This is a genomic window from Paractinoplanes rhizophilus (assembly GCF_042664765.1).
Classification (GTDB): Bacteria; Actinomycetota; Actinomycetes; order Mycobacteriales; family Micromonosporaceae; genus Actinoplanes; species Actinoplanes rhizophilus.
On the sequence record NZ_JBHTBJ010000011.1, the window covers coordinates 79196 to 96904 of the forward strand.

The 17709-nt window shown below is 73.4% G+C and carries 15 protein-coding genes; 5 read left to right on the forward strand and 10 right to left on the reverse strand.

Annotated features, from left to right (window positions below):
- Positions 1 to 103 precede the first annotated feature (103 nt).
- From ACFQS1_RS17385 to ACFQS1_RS17405, 5 genes are all read right to left on the reverse strand, one after another.
- Complete coding sequence (locus tag ACFQS1_RS17385; protein ID WP_378969267.1) at positions 104 to 4504, reverse strand: caspase, EACC1-associated type; 4401 nt, start codon at positions 4502 to 4504, stop codon at positions 104 to 106.
- Positions 4501 to 4857 (reverse strand): effector-associated constant component EACC1, encoded by a 357-nt coding sequence (locus ACFQS1_RS17390; protein ID WP_378969269.1) that lies wholly within the window; start codon positions 4855 to 4857, stop codon positions 4501 to 4503. Before ACFQS1_RS17390 ends, ACFQS1_RS17385 begins: the two co-directional genes overlap by 4 nt.
- Before the next feature lie 193 nt (positions 4858 to 5050).
- The gene (locus ACFQS1_RS17395) at positions 5051 to 6589 is read right to left on the reverse strand and encodes an alpha-L-arabinofuranosidase B (RefSeq protein WP_378969271.1); all 1539 of its coding nucleotides are present in this window, start codon (positions 6587 to 6589) and stop codon (positions 5051 to 5053) included.
- Between the two features lie 162 nt (positions 6590 to 6751).
- Positions 6752 to 7372: a hypothetical protein gene (locus ACFQS1_RS17400; RefSeq protein ID WP_378969273.1), complete on the reverse strand. Its 621-nt coding sequence runs from the start codon at positions 7370 to 7372 to the stop codon at positions 6752 to 6754.
- Positions 7373 to 7806: 434 nt separating this feature from the next.
- On the reverse strand, positions 7807 to 8547 hold the full coding sequence (locus ACFQS1_RS17405; RefSeq protein WP_378969275.1) for a G5 domain-containing protein: 741 nt from the start codon (positions 8545 to 8547) through the stop codon (positions 7807 to 7809).
- A gap of 266 nt (positions 8548 to 8813) precedes the next feature.
- Between ACFQS1_RS17405 and ACFQS1_RS17410 the strand changes: the two genes are divergently transcribed.
- A complete protein-coding gene (locus tag ACFQS1_RS17410; protein ID WP_378969277.1) occupies positions 8814 to 9161 on the forward strand; it encodes a hypothetical protein in 348 nt (115 codons plus the stop codon).
- Positions 9162 to 9241: 80 nt separating this feature from the next.
- Here ACFQS1_RS17410 and ACFQS1_RS17415 read toward each other — a convergent pair whose 3' ends face one another.
- Positions 9242 to 10090: a LysR family transcriptional regulator gene (locus ACFQS1_RS17415; RefSeq protein WP_378969279.1), complete on the reverse strand. Its 849-nt coding sequence runs from the start codon at positions 10088 to 10090 to the stop codon at positions 9242 to 9244.
- Between the two features lie 69 nt (positions 10091 to 10159).
- Between ACFQS1_RS17415 and ACFQS1_RS17420 the strand changes: the two genes are divergently transcribed.
- From ACFQS1_RS17420 to ACFQS1_RS17435, 4 genes are read left to right on the forward strand one after another with little or no spacing between them, the layout of a single operon-like run.
- A complete protein-coding gene (locus tag ACFQS1_RS17420; RefSeq protein WP_378969280.1) occupies positions 10160 to 11062 on the forward strand; it encodes an EamA family transporter in 903 nt (300 codons plus the stop codon).
- A gap of 38 nt (positions 11063 to 11100) precedes the next feature.
- On the forward strand, positions 11101 to 13287 hold the full coding sequence (locus ACFQS1_RS17425; protein WP_378969281.1) for a CHAT domain-containing protein: 2187 nt from the start codon (positions 11101 to 11103) through the stop codon (positions 13285 to 13287).
- The gene (locus ACFQS1_RS17430) at positions 13284 to 13718 is read left to right on the forward strand and encodes a hypothetical protein (RefSeq protein ID WP_378969283.1); all 435 of its coding nucleotides are present in this window, start codon (positions 13284 to 13286) and stop codon (positions 13716 to 13718) included. The genes ACFQS1_RS17425 and ACFQS1_RS17430 overlap by 4 nt, the downstream gene beginning before the upstream one ends.
- 10 nt (positions 13719 to 13728) lie before the next feature.
- On the forward strand, positions 13729 to 14121 hold the full coding sequence (locus ACFQS1_RS17435) for a DUF4190 domain-containing protein (protein ID WP_378969284.1): 393 nt from the start codon (positions 13729 to 13731) through the stop codon (positions 14119 to 14121).
- A 9-nt stretch (positions 14122 to 14130) separates the two neighbouring features.
- Here ACFQS1_RS17435 and pabB read toward each other — a convergent pair whose 3' ends face one another.
- The 4 genes from pabB to ACFQS1_RS17455 all read right to left on the reverse strand — a co-directional run bounded on the left by pabB (position 14131) and on the right by ACFQS1_RS17455 (position 17662).
- Positions 14131 to 15234: an aminodeoxychorismate synthase component I gene (gene pabB / locus ACFQS1_RS17440; RefSeq protein WP_378969286.1), complete on the reverse strand. Its 1104-nt coding sequence runs from the start codon at positions 15232 to 15234 to the stop codon at positions 14131 to 14133.
- A gap of 50 nt (positions 15235 to 15284) precedes the next feature.
- Positions 15285 to 15854 (reverse strand): DUF6518 family protein, encoded by a 570-nt coding sequence (locus ACFQS1_RS17445; RefSeq protein ID WP_378969540.1) that lies wholly within the window; start codon positions 15852 to 15854, stop codon positions 15285 to 15287.
- 74 nt (positions 15855 to 15928) lie between these two features.
- Positions 15929 to 16828, reverse strand: coding sequence for a DUF1295 domain-containing protein (locus tag ACFQS1_RS17450; protein ID WP_378969288.1), 900 nt, complete (start codon positions 16826 to 16828; stop codon positions 15929 to 15931).
- A gap of 120 nt (positions 16829 to 16948) precedes the next feature.
- Positions 16949 to 17662 carry an MBL fold metallo-hydrolase gene (locus ACFQS1_RS17455; protein ID WP_378969290.1) on the reverse strand — a complete coding sequence of 238 codons (714 nt, stop codon included), beginning with the start codon at positions 17660 to 17662 and terminating at the stop codon, positions 16949 to 16951.
- Positions 17663 to 17709: the final 47 nt, after the last annotated feature.

The window sequence follows — 17709 nt, forward strand, 5'->3', positions numbered from 1 at the left end:
CTAGGTCGAACGGTTATTACCGGTCGCCTCGATCCGACCGCACCCCGATGTGCCACGGCATGGGCCGAACATCCAATTTAGAGACTTGTCGATCTATCGATCGTCATCGGCAGGGCGGGTCATACTTCAGGTCGTTCCCGACATACGCCGCCCATTGCGCCGGCGTGATCGCGTCGCCGCCGAGCCGGCACAGCGTGCCGGCGACCAGCTCCGGGTCGATCGCCCACAGCTCGACGCTCTCGCCCTTCTTCACGGCGAGGAACCGGCCGTCCCGACTGAACGCCAGGACGTCGAGCCCGGACCGGCCCGGAACGACCAGCGACATCCGTACCCGCGGGGTCCCCACGCCGATGTCCCACAGATCGATCTCCTCGGCGTCGAGATCGCCCGGCAGCGCCAGCCGGCGGCCGTCGCTGCTGATCGCGAGGACCCGGTTGCCGCTACCGCCCTGGCCGAGGAAGACGCCGGGCTCGCCGGCCAGTCCGTCCCGGTCGACGCCGAAGACCCGGATCTGCTGGGACTTGTCGGCGACGATCAGGCGCTTGCCGTCCGGGGTGAACACGCCGTTGGTCAGCCCGGCGTCGGGCGGGAACCGGAACCCGCGCAGGGCGCGCGGCCGCGCCGGGTCGGTGAGGTCGCGCAGGATGACCTCGTCGCGGGTGAAGACGGCGATCACCGGGTCGCGCGGCGCGAAGGCGAGGTCCCAGGTCAGCGCCGGGAAGGAGGAGACCAGGCGGGGCCGGGCCGGGTCGGCCACGTCGAAGATCCGCACCGCGGGCGGGGCGCCGGGGCGCGGTTCGGCCTCGTGGTCGGCGACCGCGAGCAGCCGGCCGTCGGCCGAGAAGGACAGCGCCGCGGCGCCCTGATCGAGCCCGGTGGTGATCTCGGCGAGCGGTGGCCCGCCCGGCGCGCCGGTCGACAGCAGCACGACGTGCGGGCGCCGCTTCACGATCTTCGTCGCGGCGGCCACCGCGCCGTCCGGGCGGAACGCGAACCCGGCCCCGGCCTCCTGGCCGTACCAGCCGTCGAGGACGCCCGTGGTGGCGACCGTGCCGGCCGGCCGGGGGTGCCGCGGATCGGCGATGTCGAGCAACCGGGTGCCGTCCCGGCCGCTGGTCTCGGCCATCAGCGGCGGCCCGGCCGGGTTGAACGCCACCCGGACCGAGAACCCGTTCGGCCCGCCGAACGTCGTCGCGACCGGCCCGGCGCGGCCCGGATCGGTGACGTCCCAGACGAACACCCCGGCGGTGCTCGCGACGGCGACCGCCTGGAGGCCGTCGACCTGCGGGCGGGCCAGCAGCGCCCCGGTCTGCAGGCTGCCGCCGGTCGTGGTCGGCATCCGGGCCGCGGGCACCAGCATCGACTGGCCGGACGTCGCCTTGTCGTGGCTCGCCCCGCGCACCCAGGTCTGCACCGAGCCGAGGTCGCAGGAGGTCAGCACGGCGTTGCGGAGCAGCAGGATCGCGTGGATGTGGTCGCACCCGGAGGTGGCCGGCTGCTGGTACGCCGGGCGTGGGCGGCGGGGATCGGAGATGTCGTAGAGGGACGGCACCTCGCGAGTCGGCTTCCCGTCGAACGCCTTCTCCGGGAGCACCAGGGCCAGTCGCCGGCCGGTCGGGTCGAACGCCACCCGGCGCTGGATCATCCGCACCGGGGCGTCCAGCGGGTCGGTCGAGCCGGTGAGCCGGGCCCGGGCGGCCGGCCGCGCGGGGTCGGTGAGGTCCCAGAGCCGGACCGTCCCGTCGGCGCCGCTGCTGGCCAGCAGGCGCCCGGCCGGCGCGAAGGTGACCGAGTCGACCCGGCCGCGGTGGCCGGACGCCGGCGGCAGTTCCCGGGGCGACGCCGGATCCGTGGTGTCCCACAGGTGGATCCGCCCGCCCGTGCCGGCCGCGGCGAGCAGCCGCCCGTCGGGCGCGAACGCCAGCGTGGTGATGCTCTTGGCGCCGGTCGGCAGCGAGCGGCCCGGCCGCGGGCGGCGGGGGTCGCTGATGTCCCAGAGCCGCACCTCGGGCCGGTCCTGCTCGATGGCCTGAGCGCCGACCAGGGCCGGTTCGCCGCCGCCGGGCGGGCCGACCGCGGCGGCCAGCGTCCGGCCGTCCGGCGAGACGGCGACCGGGCCGGTCGACAGCGAGCCGATCCGGGACAGCGGCGTGCTGGTGGCCACGTCCCAGAGCACCAGCTCGGGCCCGGTGGCGAGGGCGAGCACCGGCCCGGCCCCGCCGGAGGCCACGTCGAAGACCTTCAGATTGCCGGCGAGCTGGCCGGGGATGCCGGCGCTGTTCAGCACCGCCTGCCCGCCCTCGGCCGGGTCGAGCCGGTAGGCCACGGCGGCCAGTTGTTTGGACAGGCCCGGCTGGTCTCGCCGCAGCCGCGCGGCCTCGCCGGTCAGCGCCCGGGCCACCGCCCGGTTGCGGGCCGCTTCGGCGGTGTTGCGGGCGGCCTCGGCGGTGGCGCGCTCGGCGGCGGTCTGGCGCTGTGACCAGAGCGCGACTCCGGCGCCGGCGCCGGTCAGCACGAGCAGCACCACCAGGACGGCGACCACCGCACGGCGGAGCCGGGTCGCGCGTTGCTCGAGGGCCTCCGACGCGGCCAGGAACTCGGCCGAGGCGGGCGGGACGTCGTGGGTCCGGGCGCCCTCGAGGGCGTCGGCGAGGCGGCGTCCGCGGTAGGCCTGGCCGGGATCGCGGCCGGCGTCCCGCCAGGACCGGGCGTCGGCGGCCAGGCGCTGGCTGGTGCGCAGCCAGTCGCGGTCCTCCGCGAGCCACTCGACCAGGCGTGGCCACACGCGCAGCAGGGCCTCGTGGCTGAGCCGTACGGTGTCGCGGTCCTGGGTGATGAGGCGGGCGCTGGTGAAGGCTTCCAGGGCCCGGCGGTCGTCCTCGCCGGTCACCAGCTCGTCGCGCGCTGCCGGGCGTACGGTGTCGGGGGTGTTGTCGCCGACCTGGACCAGACGCGGAAGCATGCGCCGCAGCGCCGCGCGCGACCCCGCGCCCAGCTCTTCATAGACCCGCTCGGCGCTGGTCGCGACGGCCCGCTCGACCCCGCCGGCCGCGCGGTAGCCGCCGATCGTGAGCCGGTTGCCCTCGCGGTGCTGCCAGGTCGCCAGCAGCGTGTGCGAGAGCAGCGGCAGGCGGTCGCCGGCGCCGAGCTCGTCGAGGATGAAATCGGCCAGGCCGTCGGCCAGCCGCAGGTCCGCGACCTGGGCCGGGCCCTCGATGGCCGCGCGCAACTCGTCCGACGTCATCGCGGTGACCAGGAACTGGTGCTCGAGCGCGTCCTTCAGCTCGGCACGCTCGGCGGCCTGGGCGTAGAAGTCGGCGCGCAGCGCGAGCACGACCAGGTGACGCCGGGCCAGATCCAGGACCTCGGCCAGGAAGCGCGCCCGCTCCACATCGGACGGGCAGAGGGTGAACAGCTGTTCCAGCTGGTCGACCACGAGCACCGAGCGGGTCTCGGCGAGGCGGGCCCGGCGCAGGGCGTCGGCGGGCCGTTCGCCCGGAGTGATCGTCGCGACCGGCCAGCGGCTGGAACCGTCCAGGTCGCCGCGGGCGAGCGCGGTCACCAGGCCGGCCTGCAGCAGCGAGGACTTGCCGGAGCCGGAGGCGCCGACCACCAGCAGCGGCCGGTGCGCGTCGGCCGCCTCGCCGGCCCGGGCCACCAGGCGTTTGGCCAGCTCGTCGCGCCCGAAGTAGAACTTCGCGTCGTCGACGCCGAACGCCGCGAGGCCGGGGTAGGGGCTGGCGCCCTCGGCGGGCGGCTCGGGGGTGTGCGGCGGGGGTGCGGCGCGATTGACGGCGAGCACGAGCGAGCCGGCGGTGTCGCCGAGCTGCCGGCGGGGGAGCGGTGCGCCGGCGGCCCGCAGCCGGCTCCGGAGCCGGTCGTGCACGACGTCGAGGGTCAGCAGGTGCGGCGCCCGGTCGTCGCCCTCGCGCAGCAGCGTGACGAACGCGCCGGTGAACGTGGTGAGCTCGGCGCCGGTCGGGGCATCGGCGAGGTTCTCGGCCGAGGCCAGCACGTAGGCGCCGTGCACCGGCGGCGGGGTGAGAGCGGCGGCGGCCGTGCCGGGCAGCTGGGCCCGGCCGGAGAAGCAGCAGTCGAGGATCAGCACCACGGTGGACGCCGGCGAGTCGGCGACGGCCTGGCGGATCGCGGCGAAGGCGAGCGCCTGATGGCCGCTCAGGCCGGCGGTGAGGGTGTCGGTGCCGGCGGCGGCCAGGTGCAGCTCGCCGGCGGGGTCGAGCAGGCCGTGGCCGACGAAGTAGATCAGCAGCACCGACTCGGCCTCGGCGGCGGCCTGGGCGACGGCTTGCGCCATGTCGATCGCTTGCGGTGGGTCGATGATGACGCGTACGGCGCCGGGCGCGACCCCGCAGACCTCGGTCAGGGCGGCGGCGACCGCGTGCGCGCCGCGCGCCGCGGCGGGCACCGGCGGCAGGGTCGGCCCGGTGTGCGTCGCGGTGCCGATGACCAGGGCGCGGACCCCCGGGCCGGACAGGTCGGTCACGGCGGCTCGATCTCGCGGGCGATCCGCTCCATCTCGGCGCGCAGGGCGGCCATGTCGAAGCCCTTCACCCGGGTCGCGGTGATCTCGAAGGAGCTGCCGTCCGGGCGCTCGACCTTGACCGTGACGTCGGCGCGCTGCTGCCGCAGCCACGTGACCAGGACGGTGACCAGCGCCGCCGCCGCGCCGCCGGGACCGACCGCGACGACCAGCGCCTCCAGCATCGGGCCGAGTGTGCCGTCGGCGGGCGGGCTCTCGCGGGTCGTGACGCGCCCGCGCAGGGCCGGCTCGTCGACGAGCCAGGAACGCAATCCCCGCAACGTGTCCGCGTCGCCCACCGTGATCGAAACGTCCACGCATCGATCCTAGTGGCATCGATCCCGGTGCCATCGATCCCCGTGCCATCGATCCCGGTGGCACCGAAACCGGGCGAGGCAGAACGGCGGCCCGGGACTGGGTTTCCCGGGCCGCCGGCACGCCGCCGACCGCGAGGAGTGAGACGTCGGCGTGTCTGGCCGCCCGGGTCTGGGGCCCGGGCGGCCGGGAGAGCTAGGGAGTCCAGGGGGCCATGGACACCCAGCTCACGTCGTCGGGCCACAGGCTTGCGGCGTTGTAGGTGGAGCCGCCGTGGGCCGCGATGTACAGGATGTTGTTGTAATGACGCAGGTAGCGCAGCGAGTAGTTGTACGACATGTACGAGTTGCCCTGCCCGGTCACGCCGGCCTGCGGGCAGAACGTCGCGTCGTTCGCGAACAGCTCGCTGCCGTCGTTGGCGTTCAGCTGGAGCTGGTAGTTGTAGTGGCGCAGGTAGTTGCCCGGGGTGTTGCGCGACTCGAACGAGACGCAGGCGCTGTTGGCCAGCCCGGAGCGGACGTACCAGGTGGCGTTGGCCTTGTCGGTCGCCGAGCTCGACGACGAGACCACCCCGGTGGTGACGGTCGAGCCGGAGTGGGTGATGTACCGGGTGGTGCAGCACGCCGTGGTGGCGCGCAGCGAGATCGCCGAGCCGACGGCCGGGCCGGGGCGGGCGACGGTCGCGTACCCGGCGGCGGTGATGTTGGCCTGCACCGCGTTCTCGGTGGCGTCGGACGGGTAGCCCGAGGTCATCACGCCCTCGTAGAACGTGCCGGCGGCGCTGACGCTGTTGTCGCCGCCGATGCCCAGGATGATCGCGCCCTCCTTCTTCATCGGGTTGTATCCGGAGACGTTGGGCCGCACGCCGTTGTAGTACGTGGACAGGCCGCCGGACTGCGCGTTGCCGGCCCGGATCGCCCAGTGGTTGGGCTCGCCCTTCACGATCGCGGTGAGGAACCGGTGGCTCACCGACGGGTTGCCGGCGTTGTAGGTGCGGTTGACCCCGGAGAACAGGCCGTTCTCCAGGTCGGCCATCACCCACGGGCCGTTGCCGGAGCCGTACCCCCAGCCCTTGCTGTTGCCGAAGTAGATGGCCTCCATGTGGCCGTTGCCGGTGTCCAGGCTGTTGGTCTCGGCGTTGCCGTAGTCGAAGCAGCACCCCCCGTTGTAGTGCGTGCCGTCGAAGATGGAGTACATGCCCTCGGGCTGGTCGCCGGTGGCGATCCCGTTGGTGGAGTTGTCGCGGTAGCCGGTGCCCGGCGAGACGAAGACGCCGTACGCCCGGTGCCCGCCGACCGTGACCGGCGCCGCGATCGCGTTCGCGAGGTTGTCGTAGCCGCCGGCGGCCGGGCCCTGGAACCCGCCGGGCGGCGCCTGGGTGAGGTGGTTGCCCCGCCCGGACTGGTCGTAGATGACCGTGATGACGCAGGAGGTGCCGGCGCAGAAGGAGTCCTGCGCGGCGGCGTTCGCGACCCCGCCGGCGGTCAGCGGCGCGACGTTCAGGGTGGCGTTGTCGGAGGTCCGGCGCACCTGGTAGAGCGAGCCGGCGTAGGAGCCGTAGAGGGCGCGGGTGGTGCTGTGCGCGGCGACGCACGGGGTGCCGCCGGAGGCGTAGATGTCGCAGGGCTGGGTGCCGGCGGCCTGCGCCGGGCCGGCGCCGGTGAGAAGCGCCGCCGTCAGGACGCCGGCGGCGGCGACCGGGAGCAGGGCTTTTCGGGTACGGATACGTGCCATCGCGGACCTCTTCCGTGGCGTGGGGATGCGGCTCTGCCGGACCGGCGTCGCGGTGGGGAAGTGCGACGGCGACGGTCCGTCGAGGCAGGGGGGAGCCTGACGCGAGCGGTTTGTGAACGTTAACATAGTCGTCACATCCACGATGGGCAATGGCTGACGGTCCTAGTTGAAGGGTGGTCGATTCACCCCGTAGAGGGCGTGGATCTCGGACGAGCGGATCTCGATCCGCCAGATGGTGCCGGCGGCCACGGCGAGGACCGCGGCGGCGCCCGCCAGTCCCCAGAAGAGGCGGTGGGCGGGGTCGATCGTGGCCAGGGCGGCGCACGCACCCACCGTGAAGCCACCGGCGGTTACGCAGAGTCCCAACTCGTGCTGCATCTCGAGGAATCGCTTGTGGGCCTTGCGCACCTTGCCGAAATGCGAGGGCGGCGCCCATTTCGTGGTGATCCACAAACCGATCGCCACGAAGAACCAGAGGGCCGCGAGCCAGGCGTTCCACGCCGCCGGGTTGCCGAGAAAGAAGGCCGGCGGTATCTCCAGGCCGGCGATGGCGAACGGCAGGAAACAATCGACGAACGAGGGCGCCCAGCGGAGCAGGACGCTCATGGTGAGGTAGTAGTAGAAAACGACGACGAAAACGAGCATCAGCGTGATGCTCTGCACCATGACGAGCATCGACGGCTTCGGGAACGTGTTCTGGGCCAGCAGCGCCAGCGCGACGCCCTGGATGATGCTGATGATCGTGATGAATCCGTTCGGCGAGACCTCCAGCGAACGGTGCACCAGAACATTGTGGGTAAGGGATTGAATGGCCTCGCCCCGGCCGACGTCCAAGTCTTCTTCATATCGGACTTCGCGCGGGTGCGTACTTGTCGGCGAGTCGCCCTCATGGTAGGCGCGCGGATTCGCCCGATGCCTCGGCCGGGGAGAGATGAACTCGCGTGATTCGATCGCCACGCACCCATGATGGACCCGCGGTCAATACCATTATGTCGATCTAGCGCGAACCTTTAGTAATCCTTGAGCGATCCGCGTTTGCGCAGCTCGGAGGCCCTTTTTATGGTTCCGGACGGGTGACCTGACTAGTCATCCCGATGGCTGCGAATAACCGCAGCTCACCGGGGAAATGGCGGCGGCGCGTATGCCGGCGGTGACGGATGGTCGCCGAAAACGGACGGTAATCGCGTCGCGGTGGGCGCGCAAAGGGACGAAAGCGTCTAACTATCGCAAGCGATACGGTCGCCGTCGCGGTCCAGCTTGTAGATGTCGCTGCCCACGACCTTGACCGGGCCGCTGACGTAGGCAGGGCCATCCCCGCTGCCGCCGGCGCAGTCGACGTCGGAGGCGATGGGCACACACGGTGTGTAGTTGGGATCGCAGCCGCTCGACGCCGTCTTGGTGCCGACCGCGATCACCTTGGTCACCGGCTTCCGGGTGACCGTGTCGCCGATCAGCTTGCGCCCGGTCTCCTTGCCGCCGGTGAGGGTGACCTCGTAGGTCAGCGTGCGCACCCCGGCGACGCCCTTGGTCCGCACCTTGGTCTTGCCCTTGGCCAGCGTGCTGTCCTCGACCTTCTTCGTCGAGTAGGCGATCGACTTCGTGACCTTGACGGTCTTCTTGGTGACTTCGGGCGCGGTCTCGTCCGGAGAGCTGGCCGCGGGGTCGCTCGGCCCGGTGGCGGCCGGGTCGGCGGCGACGGACTCCGCGGCGGGGCCGCCGGCCAGTTGATCGGCGGCGACGTCGGCGTCGTCCCCGGCCACTGTCTCGGTGGTCGCGGGCGCCTCGACGGTGGACGCCGGCTTCGGATCGCCGGCCAGTGCGGCGAGCGCCGTGGCGCCGCCGCAGCACGGGAGCACCAGGGCGGCCGCGATCAGGCCGACCCGCTGGATCGTCGACAGGCGGGCCCAGAAGCCGGGCCGCTGCGGAGGCGGTGCCCACAATGGAGTTTGGCTCGTCACCGCGCCAGTGTGGGCGCCGCCGGTGCGCGGCAGAACCGCCGTTCGGCCGACCACCCCTCCCACGAAAGATGCGAAACGTGCACGCTTCTTACGCTCGGTCGGCGGGGCAGGGCCTGCCACGCGAGGACGCCGTTCCGGACGCGACGGGCTGATAGCGTCCGGATCATGACGTCCGCCGCGCCGCCCGCCGTCGTGTTTCCGGGCGGCGGCGAAACGTCGCCCGGCGTGCCGCGCCCGCCCGTCGCCGATCTGCCCGGTCAGCGCCGGTGATCGCGCGGCTGCTCACCGAGGTGTTCGCGCCCGCGGTGCTGGCCGCGGCGATGCCGGTGGTGATCGGGGCACACGCCGGCAGCGTCGGGTGGGGGCTGCTGGCGGCCCTGTTCTGCGCGGTCATCCCGTACGCGATGATCCTGCGTGGCGTGCGCCGCGGCCGGCTGAGCGACCGGCACATCGGGGAGCGCTCGCAGCGGACCGGGCCGTTGCTGTCCGGCCTCGGGTCGGTGCTCGCCGGGCTCGCCCTGCTGGTGGCCGGCGGGGCGCCGCGGGAGCTGATCGCGCTGGTCGTGGCGTCGTTCGCCGGCGGCGCCGTCGCGACCGGGATCAACCACTTTTAGCTTGGTTTTTGACCGGTGCGGCGTGGCCGGGGATTGGTTGGCGGCCCGTCTCCGAGGCGGCGCGGGCTGGGCGCGCCGCGTCAGGCGTAGGCGGCGCGAGCCAGCGTGACCAGCTCGCCCAGGCGGCTCGGTGGGTCGTCGCGCCACCAGGCGAGGCGCACCTCGATCGGCGGGGCGTCCCGGACCGCGCGATACGCGACGCCCGGCCGCGGATTCTGGTTGGCCGTCGCCTCCGAGGTGACGCCGACCGCCTGACCGGCCGCGATCAGCGTCAGCCACTCGTCGACCCCGTGCGACTCGCGCGTCGACGCCGGCGTGGCGCCCGGCGGCCACAACTGCGGCGTGGTGGTGCCGGTACGGCTGTCCAGCGCCACCGTGTAGCGGGCGAGGTCGGCCATCCGCACCGAGCGGCGGCGCGCCAGGGCGTTGTCGGTCGCCACGGCCGCAAGCCGGGCCTCGGTGCCGATCAGCGTGGTGGCGAAGCGGGCGTCGTCGATCGGGCGCCGGATCACCGCGACGTCGGCCAGCCCCTCGCCGAGGCCGGCCGTGGCCGTGGCGGACTGCACGAACACGAGCGGCACGTCCGGGTGCGCCGCGGCCCAGGCCCGCTGCAGGCGCCGGGTGTGCTTGCCCAGCGCGGCCCACGCGTACCCGATGCGAAGCTCCGCCGGCCGGGTGACCGTCCGCTCGAGGTGGGCGACCTCCGCCAGCACGCGGCGCGCGGCCGGCAGAACCCGGGCGCCGGTCGCGGTCGGCGAGACGTGCCGGGTGGTGCGTTCGAGCAGCCGTACGCCCAAAGCCGTTTCCAGAGCCGCGACGGCGCGCGAGACGGCCGCCTGCGAAAGCCCGAGCGACGCCGCGGCGTCGGTGAACGTGCCGGCGTCGGCCACCGCGACCAGCGCCTCGAGCTGGCGCAGCTGCACATTCATGCGGGCAGCGTATAGGTGACCCGCGCCGCGCATTTCCCCTCCGGCGCTCGCCGGGCCGACGCTGGGCCGATGAGCGCCCGGACCGCCGCCGGCATCGCCACCATGCTCGGCAGCGCCGCCAGCAACCAGGTCGGCGCGGCCGTGGGCGCCCACGCCTTCCCGCTCATCGGCCCGGCCGGCGTGGTCGCCGTGCGCCAGGTGGTCGCCGCCGCCGTGCTGCTCCCGCTCGCCCGCCCCGGCGTACGCCGTTTCACCTGGCCACAGTGGTGGCCGACGCTGCTGCTGGCGGTCGTCCTCGCGACCATGAACCTCAGCCTCTACACCGCCGTCGACCGCGTCGGGCTGGGCCTGGCCGTCACCCTGGAGTTCCTGGGCCCGCTCGCCGTCGCCCTCGCCGGCTCGCGCACCCGTGCCGATCTGCTCGGCGCCGCCATCGCCTGCGCGGGCGTGTACGTGCTGGTCCGGCCCGGCCCGTCGAGCGACTACCTCGGCGTCGGCCTGGGCCTGCTGGCCGCGAGCTGCTGGGCCGGGTACATCGTGCTCAACCGCGTGGCCGGCGCCCGCCTCCCCGGCCTGCAGGCGCCCGCGGTCGCGACGTCGATCTCCGCGCTGCTCTACCTGCCGGTCCTGCTCACCATGCATCGCGGCGGCCTCGGGTACGCCCTGACCGCCGGCCTGCTGAGCTCCGCCGTCCCGTACGCCGCCGACCTGATCGTCCTGCGTTTCGTCCCGCCCCGCCTCTTCGGCGTCTGCATGAGCCTCCACCCGGTGTTCGCCGCGCTCGCCGGCGTCGCTTTCCTCGGACAAATCCTCCATGCGCGCCATTGGGCCGGAATCGCGCTGGTGGTGACGGCCAATGCGCTGGCGGTCCGCTCCTCGACAACGCAATTGCGCAGTGCGCAAGATAATTGTCCGGGCAGTGACAGGGAAACAGTCGACGGGGTGACTTCGATTCGCCGGAAACGGGGCTAGGCTCGCCGGGTCAAGCGCCCGATATCGAGGTCGTTCCCATGTCGCCCGAAGCGGTGGTCGTCCAGCTGGACCTGGTGGAGCACGCACCCGGCGTGTACTACCTGACGTGCCAATCGCCGTTCGGCGAGACCAATTTCCGGCTCGAGCTGCCCGAGCCGGAGTCGCGGCGGCTGCAGGCGGTCGAGACCAATGTGCTGCGGTCCGGCGCGCAATTGATCACGCGCGGGGCGGCGGGCCGGCTCGAGGCGCCGATCCGGCAACTCGGCACGGATCTTTGCGACGCGGTTCTGCACGACGAATCGCGGGAGCTGTTCGAGATCAGCCTGCGGCACGCGGAAAGCACGCGTACGCCATTTCAGCTGATGTTGCGGATTCGCGGGACCACGCTCGCGCAGCTGCCGTGGGAATTCCTCTACGACCGCCGCCGCGGCGACTACCTGGCGCTGAATCTGCCGGTGGTGCGCTACCTCGACGTGATGCAGCCGGTCGCGCCGGTGACGGTGAAGCTGCCGCTGCGCATCCTCGGCGTGATCAGCCACCCGGACGACCGCGACGAGCTGCAGGTGGCGACCGAGAAGGAGGCGCTGTCCGCGGCGCTGGCCCCGCTGGGCGACGACCAGGTGCAGCTGAGCTGGCTGGAGGGCTCCGGCTGGGAGCACCTGTGGCGGGCGGCCCGCCGGGCGTCCTGGCACATCCTGCATTTCATCGGGCACGGCGGCTTCGACGAGGCGCGCGGCGAGGGGTTTCTGGAGTTCGTCGACGACGACGGCGCGGCCCGCCAGGTGTACGCGACCGACCTCGGCCGGCTGCTGCACGACAACGACTCGCTGCGGCTCGCGGTGCTCAACGCCTGCGAGTCGGGCCGGGCGTCCGGGGTGGACACGTTCGCGAGCCCGGCGGCGAGCTTCATCCGGCGCGGGTTCCCGGCCGCCGTCGCGATGCAGTACGAGATCAGCGACCCGGCGGCCCTCATCTTCGCCCAGGCCCTCTACGGCGCGATCGCGTCGGGGGTGTCGCTGGACCGGGCGGTGACCGACGCGCGCACCACCGTGCACATGACCCAGCCGGGCAGCCTCGAATGGGGCACCCCGGTGCTGTACCTGCGGTCCCGCAACGCCGACGTGTTCGAGGTGAAGGACGCGTCGCGGGCGTCGGCCGCCGACAGCCAGACCGACAACCTGCGCCGCGCGAACGACCTCGTGCGCACGCTGAAGGCCCCGCCGCCGCAGGTCAGGGCCAAAGCTTCGGTGCCGCCCCAGCAGAAGCCGCCGGAAAGGCCGCCCCAGCAGAAGCCGCCGGAAAGGCCGCCCCCGGCGCAGCCGCGCGCCCACAACTTGACCGAGACCCACCGCTTCGCGCACCCGGGCCCGGTGCACGCCGTCGCCGCCGACCCCGCCCACCGCCGCCTCTTCGCCGCCGGCGAGCTCGGCGAGATCCTCTGCTGGGATCTCGACACCGCCCAGGTCTGCCGCTGCTGCCGCCTGCCCGATCGCGCGGCCGCCGTACGCTCGATCGCCGTCACCCGCGACGGCCGCTTCGTCGCCGCCGTCCACGACGACCGCGTGGTCCGGGTCTGGGACGCCGAGACCGAGACCGCCACCCTGAGCTTCCGCACCCCCGGCAACCAGGCCGGCCGCTGTGTCCGCTTCGCCCCCGACGAGTCGCTGCTGGTGGTGGGCTGCGCGGGCGCCCTGGCGCTGATCGCCGACCGCTACGGCCGCGAGCGCCTGCGCCTGCTGCACCGCCCCGAGGTCGACGACGGCGGCCGCCCGCGCCGGCCCGGCGACGTCCGCGCCGCGACCTTCAGCCCGGACGGCCGCTGGATCGCCACCGGCGCCGACGACGGCCTGCTTCGCCTGTTCGGCGCGAACGGCCAGATCGCCTTCCGGTTCCCGCACCCGCACGCGGTCCTGGACGTCGCGTTCCGCCCGGACGGCCGGATCCTGGCGACCGGGGCGGCCGACGGCGTGGCCCGGCTGTGGAACGCCCACGGCGAGGTGCAGGCCCGCCTCAACCACGGTTCCGCGGTCGCCTCGGTCGCGTACACCGCCGACGGCCGCCTCGTCACCGGGGGCGCCGACGGCATCGCGCGCCTGTGGCACGAGGAGCGCGCGCACGCCTGGACCGAGCCGGCCGGCGCGATCGCGGCGGTGGCCGGCCGCGCGGAGAAGTCCCTGATCACGGCGCACGCCGACCACACCGTACGCGTCTGGGAGCTCACATGACCGACGACGTCGAGCTTTTCGTGCACCCGGGGCTGGGCCCGGACCAGGTGGCGGACATCCGCGCCGAGCTGCGGGACTGGGGATGGGAGCCCGCGGTGCGCCGGATGCCGCCCCGCCGCGGCGCCGCCGACTTCACCTGGATGCTCCTGCTGACCGTGCCGGCCGAGATCTTCGTGAAGACGATGCTCGAGCAGGCCGGGCGGCAGGCCTTCGAGTCACTGCGGGGGTTCGTGCGACGGCGGCTCGGCCGCACCGAGGAGAAGCAGGTCGTCGTCATCGAGGAGGCCGGGTCCGGAGCGCAGTTCGCGCTCTCCGCCGACCTGCCGCTCGACGCGTACCGGCAGATGGTCGAGGCGCTCTCCGCGGGCGACCTCGAGGACGGGCTCAGAACCTTCGACCGGGGGCGGGGTCGCTGGGTGGGCGAGACATGAGGAGGCAGAGATGACCGACCGCGACGACGCCGCCTGGAACCGGCCCGACGCGCCACCCCCGAACTGGCAGCAACCGCCGCCGCAACCGCCCGGCCCCGCGCAGGGCTCGTGGAATCCCGGCGGCTATCCGCCGCCGCAGCATTATCAGCAGCCGGGCGCCTGGCAGCCCGGCCCGTCGCCGGTGGTGCCCGCGCGGACCACCAACACGATGGCCATCCTGGCGCTGGTCTTCGCGTTCGTCTTCCCGCCGGCCGGCCTGGTGCTGGGTTTCCTGGCCCGCCAGCAGATCCAGCAGCGCGGCGAGGGCGGCGAGGGCCTGGCCATGGCCGGCCTGATCATCGGCGCGATCGGCACGGTCGGCTACGTCATCCTCTGCGCCGCCTCCGCGTCGACCGGGTACTGAACGGGCGCCTCACAGCCGGCCGGCGATGGCGGCCTTGTTCAGCAGTTCGGCCCACTCCGCGGCCGGCTCCGATCCCCACGTGATCCCGCCGCCCGCGCCGTAGACGGCGGTCGAGGTGCGGCGGTCGATGACCGCGGTGCGGATCGCGACGTTGAATCGCGCCCGCACCGGCTCGGACGGCGGCGCGACGAGCCCGACCGCCCCGCAGTAGACCCCGCGCGGGCCGCCCTCCAGGTCGCGGATGATTTCCATGCTGCGCCGCTTGGGCGCGCCGGTGACGGAGCCGCACGGAAACAGCGCCCGGAAAATGTCGACGAGCCCGCACTCCGGACGCAGCCGCGCCACCACCTCCGACGTCATCTGCCACACCGTCGGATAGCGTTCCAGCGCGAACAACTCGGTCACCTCGACGCTGCCGGTGGCGGCAACTTTCGCCAGGTCGTTGCGCAATAGGTCGACAATCATCAAATTCTCGGCCCGCTCCTTCGGGCTGTCCCGGAGCCGCCGGCCGACCTCGTCGTCGTTGCCCGGCCGGCGCGCCGCGGTGCCCTTCATCGGGCGCGTCCGCACCCGGTCGCCGGCCCATTCGAAGAACAGCTCGGGGCTGGCGCTGGCAACCACAAAAGGACCCATTTCCGCGTACGCGTTGAGCGCGCCACCCTGCGCTGCCGCGAGGTTCGCGTAAAGCTCCAGCGGATCGCCCCCGAAGGCCGCCCGCAGCCGCCCGGTGAGATTGCACTGGTAGGTCTCGCCGGCCTCGATGTGCTTGCGCACCGCCTCGACCGCCCGCCGATGCTCCCCCTCGCTCCAGTCGAGCGCCCACCGCGTCCGCCGCGGCCCGGACGGCGCGATCACCGGCACCGGGCGGGGCGCGTCGCAGAGGCCGAACCATGCGAGTGGCGGTTCACTTGCGCCGCGCGGGAAGGCCGGCAGTCGCGGATCCAGGCCGGGCGCCGCCTCGTAGGAGACATAGCCGTAGGCCCACTCGCCGGCCGCCTCCACCTCGGCCAGCACCCCGGCCACCTCGTCCGGCCGCTCGGCGACCAGGACACGATGCGGCGGCGGGCAGGCCACCGCCGTCCCGGACACCAGATTGTCGAATCGCGCGCTCATGTCCCCCCGGCTTCCCCCGACAGAGGCTACGCCGGGCGCACGCTCGCACCTCAGCGGAAACCGGTGAGGCTGAACACGACGAAACCGAGGGCGGCCAGCGGAACGGTGAGCAGCAGTGCGCGACGCGACACCACCAGGCCCAGCGCGATGAGAATCGCGGCCAACAGCAGCGGCTCGGCGACGCCGTAGGACGGGTCGCCGGCGCGGCGCAGCTCGATCGCGGCCTCGGCGAACAGCACCGCCCCGGGAAGCGCGATCGCGACGCGTTGCCGGCGGCCGGGAACGCGGGCCAGGTGGCCGCCCGCGCCGAAGATCGCGCCGGCGAGCACACCCATGGCCATCCAGATCAGCGCGTAGGACGCGTACGCGTTGGAAAGCTCGTCGTTCTGGATGAGCGCCGCGGCCAGGTAGTAGGCGGGCACGGCGACGACCAGCATCACCACCCCGCCGAGGACGCTCGCCGGCAGGCTCCACCGCGAGCGCCGAGTCAGCAGGAAAGCCGCCACCGCCCACACCGCCGTGGAATTGCCGAGGCCGCCGAGCGGGTACGGCACGTATTTGATCCAGACGAAGTCGAGGAACCCCAGCAGGAGGCCCGCGAGCGGAGCAACGGCGATCATCACGACCGGAGGATAGGCAGGCCGGAACCGGCCCCGCCTCGATCCGGGGACAGATGGCGGGTCGGCCGAAAGTGTCAGACGCCGCGGCGCAGGCGCAGGGGCAGCAGCGCCGGCACGCGGCGCATGTGATCCGCGTACGCCGGGCGGCGCTGGACCGATCGGCGATCCATCAGCGGCACGCTGACGAAGACGAACAGCAGCACCATCACCACCGGGCCGAGGACCGTCCACCACCAGCCGGGCGCCGCGGCCAGGGCGAACAGCCACAGGCCCCACCAGAAGGCGATCTCGCCCAGGTAGTTGGGATGCCGCGAGTACCGCCACAGGCCCCGGTCGAGGACGCGGCCGCGGTTGGCCGGATCGCGGGCGAACGAGCGCACCTGCCGGTCGGCGACCGCCTCGGCCACCACGGCCAGGACGACCACCACCGTGGCGAGGACGTCGAGCCGGCCCAGCGGCCGGTCGAGCACGGTCACCGCGGGCCAGGCGGACAGCAGGCCGGCGAAGACGACCAGCGTGGGCATCAGCTGGATGCCGACGAGGCTCACCACCCAGAACGGCAGCCAGGGCGGCCGCTGCTCGCGCAGCTGCACGTAGCGCCAGTCCTCGTGGGTCAGGCCGCGCCACGACGACGCCCAGTTGGCCGTCAGCCGCACCGCCCAGGCCAGCACGAGTACCAGGACCGTGAGCTGACGCTCGCTGACGGCGGCGAGCTCGCCCCCGTCGCGCCACCACACCCAGGCCAGGACGATCACCGGCGGGGCGACGCTCCAGTACGGGTCGTAGAGGCTCGCGTTGCGCACCAGCACACTGACCGCGAACACCACGACGGTGGCGGCCACGTCGGCGACGAGCGTGCCCACCAGCGGATGCGCGCTGGTCATCGTGGCCGCGACCGCCCACGCCACCGCCCCGGCCACGGCATAGGCGCCCAGCACGACCGCGAACCCGGCCCGCCGATCATTCCCCGACATGCGACGAGGGTAGGCGGTCGAGGGCCGGTGTCGAAGCCGGGGCCGGAGCGAGGCGCGGCCAGACGGCTGCTGGGCCACGCCGCATGCTGGGTTTGCGCGGCGCGTCCGGGCCCAGGCCGCCTACGGCTGGAGCAGGGCGGCGACGCCGGCCTTGTCGAAGGCGGCCCGGACGTCCTCGGGCGTCTCGGTGAAGTGTGACCAGCTGTCGATGTGGGCCGGGACCACCCGGGAGACGCCGAGGATGCGGGCTGCTTCGACCATGTCGGTGGCGGAGAGGGTGAGGTTCGCGTCGCCGACCAGCGGGGTGCGGGCCCGGCCGCCGAAGAGGACTGTCACCTCGATCGACGGGAAGCGGGCGGCGATCTCGGCGACCACGCGCAGCGAGGCGTTGTCGCCGCTCACGTAGAGCGTGGGCTCGCCGTCGGCCTCGAGGACGAAACCGGTGACTGGGCCGACCAGGTGCTCGCTGCCGTCGGGGCCGTGCTGGGCGGGGACGGCAGTGACGCGTACGCCATGGTCGAGCTCGACGGTCTCCCAGGGTGACAGTCCCCGGACCGGCCGGCCCAGCCGCTCAGCGGCGGTCGGAGTGCTCAGCACGAGCGGCGCGGCGGCGGCGAGCTCCCGGCCGCGGCGGTCCAGGTTGTCGGGGTGCTGGTCGTGCGAGAGCAGCACGACGTCGACCGGGCCCGGCTCGCCGGTGGGCGGCGCGGTCTTGGTGAGCTTGCGGTCGCCGATCGGGTAGTCGCCGGGCTCGTCGAACGTCGGGTCGGTGAGGAAGGTCAGGCCGCCGAAGGAGAACTCCACGGTCGGCCCGCCGAACAAGCGGAAGGTCATGCGCCCATCCTGCTACGCCGCCGGGCCGGACCGCCCCTCGTTATGCG